This is a genomic window from Kurthia sibirica (genome assembly GCF_003143975.1).
GTDB lineage: Bacteria > Bacillota > Bacilli > Bacillales_A > Planococcaceae > Kurthia > Kurthia sibirica.
This window is the reverse complement of the sequence record NZ_QFVR01000002.1, coordinates 94,516-113,355: the sequence shown is the minus strand read 5'-3', so window position 1 is coordinate 113,355 and position 18,840 is coordinate 94,516. Positions and strand designations below refer to the sequence as shown.

General features: G+C 35.6%; 19 protein-coding genes, 1 pseudogene and 1 riboswitch. Of the genes and pseudogenes, 8 read left to right on the top strand and 12 right to left on the bottom strand.

The features are described from left to right. Positions 1-202 precede the first annotated feature (202 nt). The 3 genes from DEX24_RS02200 to DEX24_RS02190 all read right to left on the bottom strand — a co-directional run bounded on the left by DEX24_RS02200 (position 203) and on the right by DEX24_RS02190 (position 2,925). A complete protein-coding gene (locus DEX24_RS02200; protein WP_109304767.1) occupies positions 203-940 on the bottom strand; it encodes an NADPH-dependent oxidoreductase in 738 nt (245 codons plus the stop codon). Between the two features lie 138 nt (positions 941-1,078). Then, on the bottom strand, positions 1,079-2,581 hold the full coding sequence (locus DEX24_RS02195; RefSeq protein WP_109304766.1) for an SLC13 family permease: 1,503 nt from the start codon (positions 2,579-2,581) through the stop codon (positions 1,079-1,081). Between the two features lie 158 nt (positions 2,582-2,739). Then, complete coding sequence (locus DEX24_RS02190) at positions 2,740-2,925, bottom strand: hypothetical protein (protein WP_109304765.1); 186 nt, start codon at positions 2,923-2,925, stop codon at positions 2,740-2,742. A 186-nt stretch (positions 2,926-3,111) separates the two neighbouring features. After that, positions 3,112-3,221, top strand: a riboswitch (SAM riboswitch). A gap of 120 nt (positions 3,222-3,341) precedes the next feature. Here DEX24_RS02190 and DEX24_RS02185 point away from each other — a divergent pair. Together DEX24_RS02185 and DEX24_RS02180 are read left to right on the top strand one after the other, a co-directional pair. Next, positions 3,342-4,628 carry an O-acetylhomoserine aminocarboxypropyltransferase/cysteine synthase family protein gene (locus tag DEX24_RS02185; RefSeq protein WP_109304764.1) on the top strand — a complete coding sequence of 429 codons (1,287 nt, stop codon included), beginning with the start codon at positions 3,342-3,344 and terminating at the stop codon, positions 4,626-4,628. Positions 4,629-4,926: 298 nt separating this feature from the next. After that, positions 4,927-5,910, top strand: a complete 984-nt coding sequence (locus DEX24_RS02180; RefSeq protein WP_109304763.1) for a homoserine dehydrogenase — start codon at positions 4,927-4,929, stop codon at positions 5,908-5,910. 69 nt (positions 5,911-5,979) lie between these two features. Here DEX24_RS02180 and DEX24_RS02175 read toward each other — a convergent pair whose 3' ends face one another. Together DEX24_RS02175 and DEX24_RS02170 are read right to left on the bottom strand one after the other, a co-directional pair. Further along, positions 5,980-6,423, bottom strand: a complete 444-nt coding sequence (locus tag DEX24_RS02175; RefSeq protein WP_109304762.1) for a hypothetical protein — start codon at positions 6,421-6,423, stop codon at positions 5,980-5,982. Between the two features lie 153 nt (positions 6,424-6,576). Beyond that, complete coding sequence (locus tag DEX24_RS02170; protein ID WP_109304761.1) at positions 6,577-6,807, bottom strand: MerR family transcriptional regulator; 231 nt, start codon at positions 6,805-6,807, stop codon at positions 6,577-6,579. A gap of 101 nt (positions 6,808-6,908) precedes the next feature. On the opposite strand from DEX24_RS02170, the gene DEX24_RS17440 reads away from it, so the two are divergent. The 4 genes and pseudogenes from DEX24_RS17440 (at position 6,909) to DEX24_RS02155 (ending at position 10,936) form a co-directional block, all read left to right on the top strand. Next, positions 6,909-7,094, top strand: a complete 186-nt coding sequence (locus DEX24_RS17440) for an EamA family transporter (protein WP_246131348.1) — start codon at positions 6,909-6,911, stop codon at positions 7,092-7,094. Between the two features lie 191 nt (positions 7,095-7,285). After that, positions 7,286-7,734: pseudogene (locus tag DEX24_RS17805) on the top strand (DMT family transporter). 176 nt (positions 7,735-7,910) lie between these two features. After that, on the top strand, positions 7,911-8,621 hold the full coding sequence (locus DEX24_RS02160; RefSeq protein ID WP_109304760.1) for a response regulator transcription factor: 711 nt from the start codon (positions 7,911-7,913) through the stop codon (positions 8,619-8,621). Positions 8,622-8,758: 137 nt separating this feature from the next. Continuing rightward, a complete protein-coding gene (locus DEX24_RS02155; RefSeq protein ID WP_246131345.1) occupies positions 8,759-10,936 on the top strand; it encodes a sensor histidine kinase in 2,178 nt (725 codons plus the stop codon). Between the two features lie 523 nt (positions 10,937-11,459). Here the strand turns inward: DEX24_RS02155 and DEX24_RS02150 are convergent. The 6 genes from DEX24_RS02150 to DEX24_RS02125 all read right to left on the bottom strand — a co-directional run bounded on the left by DEX24_RS02150 (position 11,460) and on the right by DEX24_RS02125 (position 16,442). Then, the gene (locus DEX24_RS02150; protein ID WP_109304759.1) at positions 11,460-12,755 is read right to left on the bottom strand and encodes a helix-turn-helix domain-containing protein; all 1,296 of its coding nucleotides are present in this window, start codon (positions 12,753-12,755) and stop codon (positions 11,460-11,462) included. 162 nt (positions 12,756-12,917) lie between these two features. Then, positions 12,918-13,556 (bottom strand): response regulator, encoded by a 639-nt coding sequence (locus tag DEX24_RS02145; RefSeq protein WP_109304758.1) that lies wholly within the window; start codon positions 13,554-13,556, stop codon positions 12,918-12,920. Then, positions 13,553-14,590, bottom strand: a complete 1,038-nt coding sequence (locus tag DEX24_RS02140) for a sensor histidine kinase (RefSeq protein ID WP_109304757.1) — start codon at positions 14,588-14,590, stop codon at positions 13,553-13,555. Before DEX24_RS02140 ends, DEX24_RS02145 begins: the two co-directional genes overlap by 4 nt. Beyond that, positions 14,587-15,276: a cell wall-active antibiotics response protein LiaF gene (gene liaF / locus DEX24_RS02135; RefSeq protein ID WP_170112808.1), complete on the bottom strand. Its 690-nt coding sequence runs from the start codon at positions 15,274-15,276 to the stop codon at positions 14,587-14,589. Before liaF ends, DEX24_RS02140 begins: the two co-directional genes overlap by 4 nt. Positions 15,277-15,416: 140 nt before the next feature. Beyond that, positions 15,417-16,064, bottom strand: coding sequence for a PspA/IM30 family protein (locus DEX24_RS02130; protein ID WP_109304755.1), 648 nt, complete (start codon positions 16,062-16,064; stop codon positions 15,417-15,419). Between the two features lie 24 nt (positions 16,065-16,088). Then, on the bottom strand, positions 16,089-16,442 hold the full coding sequence (locus tag DEX24_RS02125) for a lmo0954 family membrane protein (RefSeq protein WP_109304754.1): 354 nt from the start codon (positions 16,440-16,442) through the stop codon (positions 16,089-16,091). Between the two features lie 177 nt (positions 16,443-16,619). Between DEX24_RS02125 and DEX24_RS02120 the strand changes: the two genes are divergently transcribed. Continuing rightward, a complete protein-coding gene (locus DEX24_RS02120; protein WP_246131344.1) occupies positions 16,620-17,705 on the top strand; it encodes a metallophosphoesterase in 1,086 nt (361 codons plus the stop codon). 65 nt (positions 17,706-17,770) lie between these two features. Beyond that, positions 17,771-18,598, top strand: coding sequence for an undecaprenyl-diphosphate phosphatase (locus DEX24_RS02115; protein WP_109304753.1), 828 nt, complete (start codon positions 17,771-17,773; stop codon positions 18,596-18,598). A gap of 63 nt (positions 18,599-18,661) precedes the next feature. Here DEX24_RS02115 and DEX24_RS17085 read toward each other — a convergent pair whose 3' ends face one another. Continuing rightward, complete coding sequence (locus tag DEX24_RS17085; protein WP_170112807.1) at positions 18,662-18,835, bottom strand: hypothetical protein; 174 nt, start codon at positions 18,833-18,835, stop codon at positions 18,662-18,664. Between the last annotated feature and the right edge of the window lie 5 nt (positions 18,836-18,840).

Below are 18,840 nucleotides of genomic sequence, written 5' to 3'. Positions count from 1 at the left end.
ATTTCTGCTTCGAAAAACGCTTTCCGCGGACATGACTTCAAACGCCTCGTCACTGCTTTCTTGTGGGGGTTTCAGCTCATGTTATTCCCGCAGGAGTCGTTTTCTGCGCGTTCAATTGATGTGATGATTCGTATGGGAGACATACTATTTTTGTTCTGTACCCGGCTCAACCATTTTTAATTTTGTTTAGAGGCTAGTAGAATTATTTCCAAGTAAATCCTTGTTTTGCAAGATAATCTTTGATAAATGGTCGCTTTTGTTCTACTAAATAGTCGGCCATTTGTTTTGTCCAACTAGAGACTTTTTGATTGGCATTACGATTTAGATAATAATTTCCTAATAACTCATCGTATTGCGTTAATAATTGCTCATACTTCGCTTCATCATAACCATTTTCATGGATGATTGCTTCAACAGGTAGACGTGGTTTTGTATCATTGACTTTGGTAGGTGTACCAATCGTCATAGCGAACATTGGAAAAACATAGTCTGGTAAATCGAATAATTCACTAATTTCGGTTGGGTTATTACGAGCGCCCCCAATATAGCAAATGCCATAGCCCTCTGATTCTGCTGCAATGACAAAATTTTGTGCAAATAAGCTAACATCTGCGACGCCAACTAATAGATTTTCTGCAGAGTCTGCAACGATATCAATTGCGTGTTTTTTTGCAGCTAGTTGTAGACGTTTGAAGTCAACACAAAATAAAAAAGAAGCCCCGGCTGTTTTGAATTGGAAATCATTTTTTGTTAATTCACCAAGTTTCATTTTTTTTTCTTCATCGGTTACATAAATGACACTATATGCTTGTACAAAATGTGATGTAGCAGCCATTTGTGCTGTTTGTACGAGATCATACACTACTTCTTTTGGAATTTCTTCCCCCGTATATTTTCGTACTGATGTGTGATTTCTTTGTAAGGCTTTCACTTCATTCATTTCATCCAGCTCCTAACTAAGTAATAAGATACTATTACTATAGCTGATTATCACTTACTATGCATAGACAAAGCTATTTATAAATGCAGTGGAAAATGGCTCATCAGCAACTTGAAATAAGTTGAAAAGAGCCGTTTTTTATAGTAAGCCCAGCCATTTCCAATAGGTTGCACTGAATAATAGTACGAGTAAGTAAGCGGCAATTGTCAAAGGAATACCAGACTTTAGGAAATCTTTGACTGTGAATGCCCCAGTACCGTAAGCAAGCATATTTTGAGGTGCGCTAATCGGCAGCAAGAAACCAAAACTGATGACAAATTGTTGGATAATGACGAAACCAATCGTTTGATCGCCAAGGTTTAATGTTGTCGTTAAAGCGATAAATATAGGAATAAGCGCGGATGATAAACTTGTCGCGCTCGCAAATCCCAGGTGAATAATAATGTTAAAAGCTGATACGAGTGCGATTGTAGCGAGTAGAGGCATCGTATCCAAACCAAGACTACCAAAAACGGTTGTTGATAACCATTGAGCGCCTTGCGTATCGAGCAACAACGTTCCGAGTGCAATGCCGACAGCAAAGACAATGATTGTTCCCCATGGTATGGCTTTTTCAGCTTCTCCCCATGAAGTGAATACACCAATTTTTGGCGTTAGTAAAATGGCAATAGCAATAATTGTTACAGTCGTTGTATCTAGCGGATGAACGATTCCTTCAGTAGACCAGAAGAATAGTAATAATATTGCAACGATAATGAGGCGTATTTCAGCTGCACTTAGCTTTCCAAGTTCATGCAACTGTTTTTTGATGAGCTCTTTTCCACCATCAATACGATTTGTTTCTGGTTTAATCAAGTTAATCATTACAAAAAATAAAATAATCGACATAATAACAGAGAACGGTGCTGCGTAGGTAAACCATTGTAGCCAGGTAACATCAATATTGAATTCTTTATTGATAAAGCTCAATGCAACCATATTTTGAGCAGCAGCTGTTTTGATACCTATATTCCATATTGAAACGGATTGTACAGCAGTAATAATGAGTAAAGCGGCTAATTTACTATTTTTTTGAAGACCAAAGGCGGCAACCATACCGAGTAATATCGGCACGACGGTGCCAGCACGAGCTGTAGCACTTGGGACAAAAAATGCGAGAACAATTGATACGATAATAGCACCAAAAACGATGCTTTTTGTATTCGTTCCAACCATAGATAATACCCAAAGCGCTAGGCGTTTATGAAGATTTGTTGCTTGCATGGCAGCTGCTAAAAATAATGCAGCTGCCACTAAAGCAACAGCAGAGTTTGAAAAGCCATCAAGCCCCATTTTCAGTGCCTCAGTAGAGCCGTATATTTTTGAAGGATCGTCAATCATTGGTGCTGTTCCGATAGATATAGCAATAATACCGATAATCATTGCGGAGCTAATTGGATAAGAAACAGCTTCAGTAACCCATAGTACGACGGCAAATGCTAAAATAGCGAGTGCTCGTTGACCAGCAACAGGTACACTGCCGTCATTCGGTAAAAAAGTAATAATTATAAGAGCTAAAAATGCGATAGCAATTGCGATACTTTTAAATAGTACTTTGTTTTTTGTTTCTTCTTTTTTATCAGCTTTTGTCAATTTATTCATCTCCTTCTAGAGTAATAGTTCCTCTTTTAAAAGAAGAAAAAACATTAATTGGTTACTAGTAGGAATTAAAGGAATAAGAGAGCTATTTAACAGAAAAATCAAAATAAATGTACAACAAGGTTCCGAAATAGTTATTATTCCGGAACCTTGTTGTACATTTATTTGTTTCTTTTTTTATTAGTGAGCTGACGCTTCACAAATTCGATTAGTAAAACAACAAGTCCACCGATAAAAAAGTAGAAAAATAGTTTTAACATTTGGACAAAGCCATCTGTAATCGCAGTATATGCACCACTACCAATGATAAATAACAGTAGGATGATGACGATTGGATTTTTAAACAAGAAAATCCTCCTCAATCTATTGTTCATTTTGACATAAGTTTATCATGATTCGAGAAGGAAATGATAAAATGTCTGCGGTAATTGTAAATTGATATAAAAAATTAAATTTTCAGAAAACGGTTGACGTTTTGAACAAGCTATCTTATACTAAGAAACAATTGATGGAACAACATAATCGAATAATTACCTTTATCAAGAGTGGCGGAGGGATAGGCCCTACGATGCCCAGCAACCAGTATGTTTTTATACATGGTGCTAAATCCTACAGATTTTTTATCGGATCTGACAGATAAGGGGAGGACTATACATATACAACCCTCTTCTTACAAAGAAGAAGGGTTTTTTATTTTATCATAAAAGACCTTCTCCTAAATGTCCGATTGCCATCATTTATAAATAATTAGGAGGAATTTCAAATGACAGAATTCAAAAAAGAAACAGTAGCAGTACATGGTGGTCAAACGCCGGATCCAGTAACAGGAGCAATTGCAGTACCGATTTACCGTACAACTGCCTATCAATTTAATGATTCAGAACATGCGCGTAAATTATTTGCTTTAGAAGAGCCGGGGAATATTTATTCACGTATTATGAATCCAACTGTAGATATTTTTGAAAAACGAGTAGCATTACTGGAGGGTGGTGCGGCAGCTGTAGCACTTTCTTCAGGTATGGCAGCCATTTCATTTTCAATTTTGAATAGTGCGAGAGCAGGCGATCATATCGTTGCAGCAGCTAGCTTATATGGTGGAACATACAATTTATTTGCCAATACATTGCCTCGTTATGGAATTACAACTACATTTATAGATGAGAAAAATATAGAAGCCTTTGAGACAGCTATTCAAAAAAATACAAAAGCCATCTATGCAGAAACAATCGGCAACCCTAGTTTGACGATTATCGATATTGAAAAATTGGCAGCTATTGCGCATAAACATGAAATTCCACTGATAATCGACAACACATTTGCTTCTCCTGTAGGCTGCAATCCAATCGATTTTGGTGCAGATATCGTCATCCATTCGGCGACGAAATGGATTGGCGGTCATGGTACGACAATTGGTGGTATCGTAGTGGATGCCGGGAAATTTGACTGGACGCGTGGGAAGTTCCCAGATTATACAGAGCCGGATGCTTCATATCACGGTATTCGTTACGGAATAGATACGGCATCAGCAGCATTTGCTACACGTTTACGGGTTCAATTATTACGTGATTTTGGTCCAACTCTAAGTCCTGATGCAGCATTCAACTTCATCCAAGGGTTGGAGACGATTAATCTACGTGTGGAACGTCACAATGAAAATGCTAAAAAAATTGCTGACTATTTAAGAAATCATCAACAAGTGGCATGGGTAAATTACAATGGTTTTGAAGACAGTGAAAATGCCCATCTTGTAGAAAAATATTTAACGAAAGGTGCAGGTTCTGTACTAACATTTGGTATTGTCGGTGGGCGTGATGCAGGACGTGAATTGATTGATGAAATCGAATTATTTTCACATGTTGCCAATGTAGGGGATGCCCGTTCACTCATTATTCATCCAGCATCTACTACACATCAACAATTGAGCGCAGAAGAATTAATTACATCGGGTGTACCAGAAGAATTAATTCGTTTATCGATTGGTCTTGAGAATAGCGATGATCTTATTGCAGCGCTTGAAACTGCCTTTGCGAAGATTGCGATTTCTGTTTAATCGCAAGATCAACATGATGGGACTGTTCTAGTTATGTGACTTTTGTATACAGGACATATAAGCGCTATGAAAATCCTCTATTCAGGATTTTTCACAGCAATAATTGTCGATGAATTCAAAAAAACATAGCCTGGATCAGTCTCTTTTTGTCACGAAATGACCTTCTGAAAAAAACATTTGTCCTTCTAAGGAAGATTTTCCTTGAAATTGCCTATCATATGAGCTAAAATCTTCTTTAAGTTGTTAAATAGATGAACGAATAAGAAAGAGAAAGAATGATCAAATGGAGGCGAGCAAAATGACAGTAGTTAAAGTGGCAATCCTGGGATTTGGTACAGTAGGACAAGGTATTTACAATATTTTGAAAGACAAGCGTGAACATTTTAAAACAACTTTAGGCGTAGATATTGAAGTAGCTAAAATTTTAGTGCGTAATTGCTCTAAGCAACGCGATAAAATTGACGCAGCTCTATTAACAGACAATATGGAAGATGTTTTGGCGGTCGGTGGCTTGGATGTAGTTTTTGAGGCGATTGTCGGGGATGAACCAGCATACTCTTATTTAGATCAAGCTATTGAAAAAGGTATCAATATTGTTACTGCCAATAAAGTAATGTTCGCTAAGTTTGGCTTAACGTTACAACAAAAAGCAGCTAAATATAATGTGCGAGTTGGTTATGAAGCGACGACTGCAGGCGGTGTACCAGTCATTAAGACGATGGAAAATATTTTACGTGTCAATGACGTCCAACATATTCAGGGTATTTTAAATGGTACATCCAACTACATTTTGACGCAGATGCGTACGGAAGGTATGTCGTTTGAAAAAGCGTTAAAAGCCGCGCAAGACTTAGGCTATGCGGAAGCAAACCCATTTGATGATGTTTCTGGGCATGACCCATTCAATAAATTGATGATTTTAAGTGCATTGGCTTTTGGTAAGCAGCCGCGGTGGTCAGATGTTGAAGTAGTTGGCATTTCTGAAATTACACTGCAACAGGTGAAAGAAGCAGATGCTATAGGGAAACGCTATCGCCATATAGCAGAGGTAGCGATTGACGAAACAGGTGTGATTCGTGCGAAAGTGGGACCAGAACTAATTGGTCAAGAGCATCCTTTATATGCAATTGATGGCGTCAACAACGCGGTCGCATTGGACACGAATTTTATCGGCACGCTTACGCTAGTAGGACCAGGGGCTGGTATGTACCCAACGGCATCTGTCATGATAGAAGATTACGCTGATATGCTCGTGAAAAAAAGTGCACTCGTTACGGTTTGAAATTTTTTTACATGACTGCATATAAAAAAACGTGGAAATTGTTACGATTCCCACGTTTTTTTTATTTTATTATTCGGCTGTAATGGCTGCTACTAATTGGTCTACAAAATCTACAATCAAAGCATTTGCTTCTTCAATCGTTTCTTCACCTGTAAAGCCTTTGATTGCATTTAATGCAATATTAATTTCCCAAATACCTTCATTCGCTTCGAATATAGCACTTGAAGAACCAAGAAGATCTGTTAGATTTTCTTTGAAAAAATTTTGCATCGCGGCACTATACATTTTTTTGAGTCTTAAGCCAAATAAGGCGCTGTAAACATTAAACATTTCATCATATTCAAAGACGATGGCGTCAATTTTATGAGCCTCATATTCTGCTGATTCAATGTAGATAAATTCTTCGTTTTTTTCTTTTAAGCGGGATACTTTTTCAGTTAAAAAAGCAGCACCTTCAGTAGCGATTAATTCTTCGGTTTCTTTATTGCAAATTTCAATTGATGTAATATTCATGTAAAGCCCTCCAATAGTTTATTTCTTAAAAAATAAACTGAATACCTTCTATTATACATGAAGAATATGCCACGCCAAATAAATCGAAAAAATAATCTATAAATGAAAACGATGAATACCTAGAGCTATCTAGCATATTCATATGATGTATCGTTAGTCTTCGTCTTTAATATCGATATCCTCAGGAATGGGTGTATTTTTCCAAATATCTATTTCATGTTTAATTTGTTCGAGTTGTTCGAAGTATGTGTCGAACTGTTGACTATTAATTAAAAATTGTTCACCATCATGTACGGAGTGAATACGCCCTTCAATAACATAACGCATAACTTGAGACTGAGGCATATTGATAGCAATTGCGGTTTCTTCGATTGTTTTATACATATTTACGCCTCCTTTTTTTTAGTATAATCGAAAATTCAACTTGCTACAACGAACATGAAATGGGCATAGTTGGTAAAAAAGAAGATGAGGTATGCTTTAGTATGAAGATGGTACCCTATATTTTCGTCCTATTAGCTGCTATTTTATGGGGCACAGTAGGAACGACAAAAACGTATTTAAGCGTAGAGGCAGGTTCGCTGTCTATTGCCATGTTACGCTCCCTATTGGGTGGTGGTTTACTACTCATAGTGGTACTAAGTTTACGTAAAATACAACTTAAAAAATAGTCATGGAAACTTAGTATATATGCTGCTATTTGTATGGCATTATTTCAACCATTGTTTTTCACATCTATTCAATTGGCAGGTGTTGTAGTTGGAACGGTCGTGACCATTGGAAGTTCACCAATTTTTGCTGGTATTATTGTATAGCTATTATTGGTTGTAGTTTATTATTTGTAGATCAAGGTGATACACGGATGGATCAGCGAGGAGTCATACTGGCTTTATATGCTGGAACCACCTTTGCAGCTTATACAAATGTTAGTAAAATATTATTATATAAAGAGGCGTCGCTACCAGCAGTGGCAGTGATTTTCACGATCGGAGGCCTCTTGTTAGTCCCTATTTCATTTTATGAAGGAATAGCTTGGTCGACAAAAACAGCCAATTGGTTTCCTTTAATGAGTATGGCTGTTTTTGGCACGAGCATTGCCTATTTTTTAGTGGGTTGCGCTTCATGGATTCTTCGTCTGCTGTGACATTATCATTAGGTGAACCATTAACCGCCGCCATTTTGGGTGTTTTTTTAGTCGGAGAGTATATGTCACCACAAGCATGGTTTGGCGTTATATTACTATTAGGTAGTATTCTTATCGTGACATTGAAAAAAACATCTCCTCTAGAAATAGAACGAACTGAAATCTGAAAAAATGAGAAACCCGTGTGATGATTTTGAAAATTATACGGGTTTTGTAGTGTTCAAAATAGCGTACTCGAGCCTTTGTTAATGAAATTTCTTAAGGAAATCTTCATTAATATGCTAAGGTAGTCTTAATAATTAATCGGTATAGTTAAAATAAGCTAATTAATAGGAGGGTAAAAATGGAGTACACAATTTTAGTAGTGGATGATGATCAAGCAATTCGAGATGGTATAGAAATCTATTTGAAAAATGAGGGGTATTCAGTTGTGAAAGCATCGGATGGTCAAGAAGCCATTACTATTATTTCAAAAAAACAAATTCACCTCATAATTTTAGATGTGATGATGCCAAACTTAGATGGAATCGGTGCTACTTTTAAAATACGTGAAGAACATAATATTCCTATCATTATGCTTAGTGCAAAAGTGGAAGAAACAGATAAGATTTTAGGGTTATCTGTTGGGGCAGATGATTATATTAGTAAACCATTTCATCCATTAGAATTATTAGCTCGCGTAAAGTCACAACTACGCCGTTATATGACTTTTGGCAATTTTGCTGGACAGACAGAGCAACAAAAAGAAAATAGCGATATCGTTGTTGATGGTTTGCGCTTAAATAGTCACTCGAAGCAAGTGACTGTTGAAGGCGATGAAGTTAAATTAACGCCGATTGAATTTAAAATTACGCAGTTATTGATGGAGAATGTCGGACGGGTTTTTTCAATCGACGAAATTTATGAAAGAGTGTGGAGAGAAACAGCCTATAATGCAGACAATATTGTTGCCGTACATATTCGTAAAATACGCGAAAAAATAGAAGTGAATCCTAAAAATCCAAAATACGTGAAGGTGGTGTGGGGAGTTGGCTATAAAATCGATAAATCTTAATCGAACAGTATGGTCGCTTATTGCCTTGGTCCTTGGAATGATTAGTATTATATATTGTATGCAAGCTGTATGGATTCAATATGATTGTAGCTTTACCGTGATTTTTGCCAAACTGAAAATGCTAGGAGCCGTTTAAAATGGATAAAGTTTTGAAATATATTATTTCACTATGTGCCACGATCGTTGTATTGGGAAGTATAACATTTTTGTTTTTCCAAGAAGACTATTTAACGACAAAATACGAAGAATCAGAAGAATTAACGAATGAAGTAGACGATTTTATTGCTAAGCTAGGTCTCTATATTTTAGATATCCCTAGCGAAAAAGAGGCATTAAAACGACTAACTGTTACTGCAACAGATATAAAAGAATATAGAGAAAAATACGGTTCGATGGAAGAACAGATTAGTTCGATTAATTATCAATATCAAGATAAAATAGAAGAAGCAAAAAATTCAGACTTTAAAAAAATGTATAAGGTGCTCATAGAAGAAAGAGACAGTAAAATGGATAAAATTACGCGTAATTTTACAGATAAAAAATATGTGACAGCAAAAGTATTGGCACTTAAGCAAGCAGGTGTGAAGAAGTTTTATAGAGAATTACCAAATACAATTGAAAATTTCGAAGAGAATACAAATTATTTTTCATATGATTTGACAAATAATACGACAGGTAACCAATTTAAAAAAGGGGAAATTGACCGGCAGACGGTATTCAAAAAAGAGTATGGTCTAAATGACAAAAAAGTACTTAAAAAAAATGATACAACGGCTTTTATAATCAGTGATTTAGCTAGCTTTTATAGTATGAACAATATTACTGAGAAGTCACCTTTCTTTAATGAAGGCTATAGCGGTACGATTGCGATCAATAAAAAAGCAGTGATGGACGAACAAAATACACTTTCTGCCGTCAATTCATTTCATAAATTTACGATGATGCAAAATATGCTGTTCGGCTTATGGGTGGCTAGTGTAATCGCATTGATTATCGGCTTACTTCTACTGTGGTTTAAACGAAAATGCTATCGCATCTATAAAACGCCGATTGAAATTCAACTAATTGTATTAATCGTATTAGCGATTACCACAATTGTCTGTACTCTAGTTATTTTAGAACAAATTCGCACGGATTTTACTACACAGATTATTACGAACTTGTTCTTTTTAATGTTGAGTGTATGGATTTTATTGACATTCTGTATGAATCTACTCGTATCAATCTATTATAATCTACGTGATATATCAACAGTTTGGCAACGCTCGTTAACAAAAAAAATGGTTTCACTAGTCAACCATTTAATGCTTAATATGCCATTGTTTTTAAAAGTAGTAGCCTACCTTATTATTATTTTCTTAGCAGGATTTGGCTTCTTTATCATGCTAAGTCATAGTTATAATTTCGGTGTTTTTCTGTTTTATTGGTGTCTGTTCATCGTTATTGTCATGCCAACTACCTATATATTCTTTAAAAACTTGGCGGATTTAACAAAAATTTTAAAAATGACAGACCAAATGGTACACAATCAAAGCAAAGAAGTGATCCATATTAATGGCGATTCAGCTCTTGCAAAGCATGCAGAAAATTTAAATCACATGCGCAGTGGTGTCGAACACTCAGTTTCGGAACAACATAAGAGTGAAAGATTAAAAACGGAGCTTATTACAAATGTTAGTCATGATTTGAGAACGCCTTTAACTTCTATTATCACCTATACAGAACTATTGAAAAAAGATGATTTAAGCGATAAAGAAAGAAAAGAATATGTTGCTGTATTAGATAAAAAATCGCAAAGACTGCGCGCTTTAATCGACGATCTTTTTGAAGTATCTAAAATGACTACAGGTAATGTGGAACTTCAAAAACAACAGGTTGATTTGGCACAATTAGTGCAACAAGCGATGGGGGAGCATGAAAGTGAAATTGAAGAAGCCTTATTACGTGTTCATATATCGATACCAGACCATGCAGTTATGGCGAATATCGATGGTCAAAAATATTGGCGTGTAATTGATAATTTAATTGGTAACGCAATTAAATATTCGCTAGAAGGTACGCGAATATTTGCCACACTACAAGATGAAGCTACCTATACAGAATTAACGATAAAAAATATTTCTAAATATGAAATTAGTGAAGATGTTGAAGAACTTTATGAGCGCTTTAAGCGAGCTGATGCTTCAAGACATACGGAAGGTTCCGGTTTAGGCCTGGCAATTGCGCAATCCATTGTTGAACTTCATGGAGGTTCAATGAAGATAACAATTGACGGTGATTTATTTAAAGTAACAGTTGTACAACCTAAAAAATAAAGCATTCGCTGCCAGTGTCCATAGTAAATCAAATAGATCGTTTATAACTAGATGTATTTCATTTCAATATAGCTAATAACCTAAACTGTCCCTTATTCTAATAGATAATCGGACCAATTTAAACAGGTCGTCATGATAAAATTCATGACGACCTGTTTAAATTGGTTCGATACTAATACCACTTCTGCTCGACGCTTTCCGCGGGAGACACGATCTTGTGGTATGTAACGCCAAAAAGCACAACGCCACCGAGTCATTTATACTTGAATTACTGAGAAAAAAGGAATGAAAGGTGAGTTGAGCGCTATGAATGTTATAGCTGTTCTTGTGGAAAGCGATTCGTGCGAAATGAACAAATAGAAAAAGTGGGGTGATTTGAAAAATGCAAATCATCCCACCCCAATAGTTGACGTAGAGTCTGAATTTTTAAGATGTAAAACGAAATTGATTGTGCATGAACCATCACTAATTGAAAATCTACTAGAAACTGTCTGGTGTCTCAGTGGCATTCGTTTGTTCTCTTTTACGATAAATCTTGCCAATTCATACGTTCTTGGACAGTAAGTGCTGTTTCACTAGATAGTTCAAAATAAAGTGCAGACATTTCAAAATAGTCCATTTTAAAATAGAATTTTGCTAAAATAAGTGAATATTTTTGAACGTTTAGTAAATCAGAAATACCTTGGAAATAGTCAATCGCTTCAAGTATTAACTCGTCATCAAATGCTGTAATAGCATGGTACATTTCTAAAATTGAGAAATGATAAAAATACTTACGATTGCTAGTTGGTTTAGCTGAATCTGCAATTAGTTTTTTCCCTTTTGAGCACCATGCTCGTATATGCGTAATAGCATCCGTTTTGGAATATTCTTTGGCGATGGAATGAATAGAAACAAGTTTTGGTGTAAGGGTATTTTTATAGTATAAACTTTTTTTGTAGTAAGTGATTGCTAGTTTGGAGTCACCCATTAATGCTGCATTATAACCTAAATTTTGCAAAATTCGACCATAAAATCCAACTAGTTCATACTGTAATGCAAAACGATAAGCGGTATCGAAATTTGTCTTGGCATATTCAAAAAAACCATTACGATTATTTGAAATCCCAATACGTAAATAACAATTGATAATAGGAATATGTAAATTGAGGCTTTCAAAAATATTCAAGGCTTTAAATGCCTGTGATACGGATGCAGAATGTTGGTAAATGGCATGATTGACCGAACTTACAAGGAGATGATAATCACCAATCATCCATTTTTCAATGGTTGGATCATCTATCCATTTTTGCGCTTGTTTAATATAGATTACAGCATCATCATATAAATGTTTAGCGTAGCAATAATGACAGCAGTTTACATAGTATAAAAAGAGCTCTCTCGGATGAAGATGATCTACAATTGCGAGAAATGCTTTTGAAATTTCATCGATTTCTAATACGGGTTGTTCAGCAATAATAGCGATTCTTTGCAAATATAAATTGCATTTATAAAAATTTTCTCGTGAGGAAAATTCAATTGTGAAATTATTGAAGTGACTCCAGATTTTTTGTGCTTGTTCACTATTGTTAACGAGCACACAATTTTTATATTCTGCATAAAGTTCATCAAGGAAGTTTGCTTCTTGTGATATTTTAATGGATCGTGTATCCAACTTTAAGCGATGTAAGAGTGCTTCTTGGATATGAGGTCGAGCTATCACATTGTTTTTTTCTATTTTACTTAAATAAGAAGTAGAGCAAATTCCTTTGGCCAGCGACTGTTGCGTCAATTTTTGATTGATTCGTTCGTTTTTTATAATCTGACTAAAGTTCAACATACATACCTTTCTATAAAGAAGATTATCATAATTATAATACATAAACGTCTTTTCTACGACAGCAGTTTATAAAATTATCTGTATTTTTAGGGAAAAATAGACAAAAAGGTATTTTCAAGCAATGTCATCTTGTTTGAGGACAAAACTGAAAATACCATTAATTTATTGTTGATCTACAATATTATTGGAAAAAGCATAGACGACAGCTTGTGTTCGATCCTGGACTTCAAGTTTTGATAGTATATTACTCACATGTGTTTTCACTGTTTTTAGCGCAATAAATAATTCATCGGCAATGAGTTGATTTGACATACCTTGCGCCATTAACTGCAGTACTTCATGTTCACGTTCGGTTAGGTCTTCATGTAATGCTCTTGTTTGTGCGGTACGCATACGTTCCATTACTTTGTGTGTGACCTCAGGTTCAAAAACAGGTGTACCCGCATATGTTTGTCGGATTGCTTCAGCAATTTGCTTGGCATTTGTTGTTTTCAATAAATAGCTGACAGCCCCTGCTTCAAGAGCTGGGTATACTTTATCATCTTCTAAAAAACTAGTAACGATCATAATTTTTGCTTCAGGCCATTGTTTAATAATTTCTGCAGTCGCTTGTGCCCCTGTCATAATAGGCATAACCATATCCATCAAAATAATATCAGGACGCTGTTGTAATGCGATTTCAACAGCTTGTTGACCATTCTCAGCTTCACCAACAACTTCCATATCAGCTTGTGCATCCAAATAAGCAGAAACACCAATGCGTACCATTTCGTGATCATCGGCTAGAATAATACGTATCATATTGTAGATTCCTCCTGTTCTACTGGAATTTGGACTTCAATTATTGTCCCTTCATGTGGCAAAGAAATAATTTTGCAACTACCACCAATTTCAATTGCACGCTCTTCAACATTACGTAATCCATAAGAACCAGCATGTTCATCTTCTTCTAGCATGGAAAAACCGATACCGTTGTCTTGCAGCCGGAAAATGACACGGTTATCACGTTGGACGAGTAATAATTGGACTTCGGTTGCTTTTGAATGGCGTAATGTATTTGACAATGTTTCTTGAGCTATGCGGAAAACATGGTCTTCCGCCCCTTTTGGGAGCGATACTTCTTCTAACTTTTCTTGAATATTAAAATACACTTTTTGACGAAGTTCATCGATTAAATCTTGCAAACCCTGTGCCAATGATTTGTTTTTTAAGGCAATTGGTCGCAAATGAAGCAATAATGCCCGCATTTCAAGTTGAGCTTGTTGTACAATTTTTTCTGTTTGCATTAACTGTTTTGCATTATGTGCAGGTAAGCTATCACCCATTGTTTCGTTTGTTGCGGATAATAGCATAGAAGCAGCAAATAGCTGTTGTGATACGGAGTCATGTAGTTCTCTAGCAAGTCTTTGACGTTCTTGAATCAAGCGTTCTTGTACTTTTTTTTCTTGTATATTTGCTTTATCATTTGTGATCCGTTGTAGACTTTTTTTCTGTGATTGAATTAAATCATCGATGGCCATTAAAGCTTTTTTATTTTTCTTTGGCATTTGACGATATTTATGAATCGCATGGTCATTATGCAAGAGTTCTTCTAAATATTTAGCGATTTGGCGATCTTTTTGTGTTGCAATTGAAACAGACCAGAGTGCAATAACAAAACTTAATGCGATAAAACAAAGTAAAATCCAACCACCTAGTGGAAGATTATAAAAATAATCATTCATTAATTTTTCCCAATTACTTACTTTTTCTCCCCAGAGTATATAGAGGATAAAGGCGGTTAATGTGAGCATATATATGGCCAATACAAGCGTGCGCCAAATTATTTTTGTCATTTACGTGTCACCTCAAGATCTCCGAAAAAAGAGGATGCAATAATAACCAATTCACGTTCTGGCAGTTGACCATCGACGTAACCATCACGTAAAGCAATACGATCATTCCACAACCTTGAATAGGATTCACCCATAATTTTCGCTTCGCCCACCATTGTATTGTAATGAATACGTACAGGAACTTCATACGGAACAGTGATGACTATTTTCCCGAAAACTTGTCGGATGGAGATGAATGACGTACCTTTTGGTAAAATAGTGGATGTTGTATCTACAGCCGCTTCGCCGACAAAATTTTGAACATGGACATCCTGCCAAGTGTAGGTATCCGATTGAGGATCATCAAATACAATGAGTTTATTTGTTTTCGAACCTTCGCTATTTTTTTGGAAATTATTAATATTAATTTGTACGGGAGACCCTTGCTTCATTTTCCATAAAATATAGACGAGTGTCAAAATAAGAAGAAGGCGTAGGCTCCACATGGATAGAAGGGCGATGAATAACATAATTACCCCAACCCAAAATAATTGTTTACGTTGTTTTTTTATTGCAAGATATACTATATAAACACCTACTAATGCGAAAATAGCCATCGCGTTGCCGAATATAAATCCTTCAATTACAATTAGCGTAATCGCGAGAAGTAAAAGGCTCGTTACTGTATTGGTTGAAATATTTTTCATTAGAATCCCTCCTATCATTTATGTAATAAATAAAAAGAGAAGGCATTTTACAAAGGCCCTCTCTTCTTTGTTTTGTCTATTGTACAATAAACAGAACTTATTTATGAACTATGACACATAACTTTCTTATGTGTTATTCATTAATCAATTGATTTATTCATTGGTACGTCTTTTTTTTCAAGTAACGCAAGACGTTCTTCCATTGATGTGATTTCATGCTCATGATCGATTTTTTTACCTAAATTATCGATATAATTTTCCATCACTTCGAAAGTATCTAAACGTTCATTGTGTTTGTTACGTGACTCTGGAGAAAGTACGCGATCCATCTCTGTGTTTGCACGGACAACATTTTCTTTACCCATCAATTGAAGTTGTCGTACTTTCATATCTTTAATTTTATGTTTCATTTCTTCATATTTACGTTCAAGATTAAATAATTCTTGTGTAACTTGTTCAATACTGGCAGATAATGCGGTTTGACGTGTAACATAAGCAGTTACTTCATCTTGTGCAAATTCTACCAAATCCAATTCACCACTCGCTTGAGCTAAAGTAAGTTGGTTTTGACGTTTTTCTACCATTTCAGTTGCATAGACAAATTCTTTTTCAAGCTTATATTTTAATTGGCTTTGACGCTCCAAATATTTGCCTGTTTCTTCCGTCTGTTTTTCCGCTTCACGAATATATTGATTGAGCATAGCAATTGGATTTTTCTTTTCTTTTTTATCGAAGAATTGATGTAAATCTGCTTCTATTGAATATTTTAATCGTTGTAGTAGTCCCATGGAACACTACCTCCTCATATTTTTTTATTTTTTAATTTCTGACCATTGTTTTTCAAAATTAGTAAAAGGGTCATTTGATTTTCTTTTGAAATTGAATACGGATTGATCTTTACGATCCCATTTACGATAAACCATATAAATCACTGCTAATGCGATAATTGCTATCAATCCAGGAATATTTGTAATTGCTGAAATGATACCGATTAATCCAACGACAATGGCGATAAATTTAGCAACAGAAGAAGTTGCTTTTAAATACAGGTGAAGACCCGCGTATGTGATGGCTGCTGAAACTGCTAAACCTACTAGAGGTCCTAATAAACCTAATACGATACATGCGGCGATAATCCCTAAAATAATTAGTAGAGCTTTTCTCATGTGAAAAGCGCCTCCCTTCATTTGTTAACCTAATTATAAAAGATAATACATCATTTCATAACGGTCTTGATATGGACTTTTCACTAGGTCTTGAGGCTGACATTATCTAAAAAACGAATAGTTTTTAGTTTATATGCAGTAAAAAATATGCCAATATAAACAAATGGAGGTGAGCAAATGAAGAAAATACCAGCAATTATTTTAGTGTTTCTTCTATATAATAGTGTCGTCTATTATTTAGGGTGGAATATACAACAGTTTTTACATGATGTCTGTCATATGGACAGCGTTTTACCATTTGCTATCATATGGGTAATTATTGCTTATAGCATCCTCATTGGTCGCATCAATCATTCTTTTGATCTGTTCACGATAATCGGCTATTATTGGATGGCTGTTTTACAATATGGATTAATGATATTTCCATTAACAAACTTAGTGATTTGGTTGACGCCAACTACGATGAAAATACCGATTGAAATCATTGCGGCACTATTATTTGTCGGTGTGATCGCAATTGGGGTTTATTTCGCCTATGCACCAGTTGTTCGCAGACAGCAAATTACGATTCCAAATAATAAGTTAGCGGGTCAATCATTACGTATCAGTATAGGTAGTGATTTTCATTTTGGATTAGTTATGCGCAAAGGCATGTTGAAGAAATTTGTCGAATTATCCAATGCAGAAAATCCAGATATTGTATTGCTGGCAGGAGATTTAGTAGATGATGTACCATACTGGTATGGTAAGTACAATATGGCGGAAGAGATGTTGAAATTACGTGCAACCTACGGTGTATATGGTATTTTAGGTAATCATGAATACTATGGTAAACAACTAAAGGAAACAATTTATCAAATGGAACAATCAAATATTCGTATGCTTATTGACGAAACAATTGAGATTCCTGGTGTCTGTCTATTAACGGGACGTGAAGATGCAACGAATAAAGCACGCAAAAAGTTAGAGGATCTACAACAACCATCTGAACTACCCTGGTTAATCATGGACCATACACCAGATGACATTGAGACACCAAATGCACTTGGAGCTAATCTACAAGTTTCTGGACACACACATCGTGGTCAAATGTGGCCCAATCAATTTATTACCTCTAAAACTTTCCCGCTGGATTACGGATATAAAAAAATGGCGCATTTACATGCGATTACAACATCTGGTTTTGGTTTTTGGGGCCCACCAGTACGTACAAATAGTCGCTCTGAAATGTGGGTTGTCGATATAAAATTTACAGAGCTGTAATTCTTTTTGCCGCCTGTTCATGCTATTATTTGGGTATTAGTAAATAAATAGAGCATAAAGGGGAATTGCATGTGATAGAAATAATGAAGGCCGTCATTTTAGGAATCGTAGAGGGCTTAACGGAGTTTGCGCCTGTGTCGTCTACGGGACACATGATTATCGTCGACGATATGTGGCTGAAAACACAGGATTTTTTAGGCAGCTCGTCTGCAAATACATTTAAAATAGTCATCCAGCTTGGGTCCATTTTAGCTGTCGTTGTGGTCATGTGGAAAAGATTGCTGAGTTTAATTGGTCTTTATCATATTGAAGGGCAGACAAAACACCATAAATTTAATTTACTTCATGTAATTGTCGGTATTATTCCAGCTGGGGTATTCGGTCTATTGTTAGAAAGCTATATAGATGAAAATTTATTTAGCATTAAAACAGTGATTATTGGCTTATTTATCGGGGCTATTTTCATGATGATTGCGGATAAATTTGCTTGGAAAAAACCACGTGTCACGTCATTGGATGATCTGACATATGTACAAGCGTTTCAAGTCGGTTTAATCCAATGCTTGTCCTTATGGCCAGGATTTTCACGTTCCGGTTCAACCATATCTGGTGGTGTATTACTAGGCTTAGATTATCGTACAGCAGCGGACTTCACGTTCATTATGGCAGTACCGATTATGGCGGGAGCATCCGGTGTTTCATTATTGAAACATTATAAAGATATTAATCCAGACGATATCGGTTTTTATATTGTCGGTTTCATTAGTGCCTTTATTTTTGCTTTACTATCGATTAAATTCTTCTTGAAACTCATTTCGAAAATCAAACTTATGCCATTTGCCATTTATCGGATTGTCTTAGCAATTATCTTAACGATCATTGTCTTTTTCTAAAAATGGAAAAAAAAACCTTCAAAGAAAGTACTTACTTTCTCTGAAGGTTTTTCATTTTTACGATTAGTTTTGTTTTTCTAAGTCATTTTTACGTTTTACAAATGACCATAAAATTAACACAACTCCGACTAGTGAACCGAGTAAAAGAAAATATAATTTACCGGCAACTATTGAAGTCACTAGCGTTACAAGGAAGATTACTAACGCAATAAATTGAATTCCAATAAAGCTTGTCATTGTTT

Coding starts and splice junctions, on each gene's coding strand:
- DEX24_RS02200 (WP_109304767.1), bottom strand. CDS start 940: ATGAATGAAGTGAAAGCCTTACAAAGAAATCACACATCAGTACGAAAA.
- DEX24_RS02175 (WP_109304762.1), bottom strand. CDS start 6,423: ATGAATATTACATCAATTGAAATTTGCAATAAAGAAACCGAAGAATTA.
- DEX24_RS02195 (WP_109304766.1), bottom strand. CDS start 2,581: ATGAATAAATTGACAAAAGCTGATAAAAAAGAAGAAACAAAAAACAAA.
- liaF (WP_170112808.1), bottom strand. CDS start 15,276: ATGAAAAATATTTCAACCAATACAGTAACGAGCCTTTTACTTCTCGCG.
- DEX24_RS02145 (WP_109304758.1), bottom strand. CDS start 13,556: ATGATACGTATTATTCTAGCCGATGATCACGAAATGGTACGCATTGGT.
- DEX24_RS02160 (WP_109304760.1), top strand. CDS start 7,911: ATGGAGTACACAATTTTAGTAGTGGATGATGATCAAGCAATTCGAGAT.
- DEX24_RS17085 (WP_170112807.1), bottom strand. CDS start 18,835: ATGACAAGCTTTATTGGAATTCAATTTATTGCGTTAGTAATCTTCCTT.
- DEX24_RS02140 (WP_109304757.1), bottom strand. CDS start 14,590: ATGACAAAAATAATTTGGCGCACGCTTGTATTGGCCATATATATGCTC.
- DEX24_RS02155 (WP_246131345.1), top strand. CDS start 8,759: ATGGATAAAGTTTTGAAATATATTATTTCACTATGTGCCACGATCGTT.
- DEX24_RS02185 (WP_109304764.1), top strand. CDS start 3,342: ATGACAGAATTCAAAAAAGAAACAGTAGCAGTACATGGTGGTCAAACG.
- DEX24_RS02180 (WP_109304763.1), top strand. CDS start 4,927: ATGACAGTAGTTAAAGTGGCAATCCTGGGATTTGGTACAGTAGGACAA.
- DEX24_RS02170 (WP_109304761.1), bottom strand. CDS start 6,807: ATGTATAAAACAATCGAAGAAACCGCAATTGCTATCAATATGCCTCAG.
- DEX24_RS02130 (WP_109304755.1), bottom strand. CDS start 16,064: ATGGGACTACTACAACGATTAAAATATTCAATAGAAGCAGATTTACAT.
- DEX24_RS17440 (WP_246131348.1), top strand. CDS start 6,909: ATGAAGATGGTACCCTATATTTTCGTCCTATTAGCTGCTATTTTATGG.
- DEX24_RS02150 (WP_109304759.1), bottom strand. CDS start 12,755: ATGTTGAACTTTAGTCAGATTATAAAAAACGAACGAATCAATCAAAAA.
- DEX24_RS02125 (WP_109304754.1), bottom strand. CDS start 16,442: ATGAGAAAAGCTCTACTAATTATTTTAGGGATTATCGCCGCATGTATC.
- DEX24_RS02120 (WP_246131344.1), top strand. CDS start 16,620: ATGAAGAAAATACCAGCAATTATTTTAGTGTTTCTTCTATATAATAGT.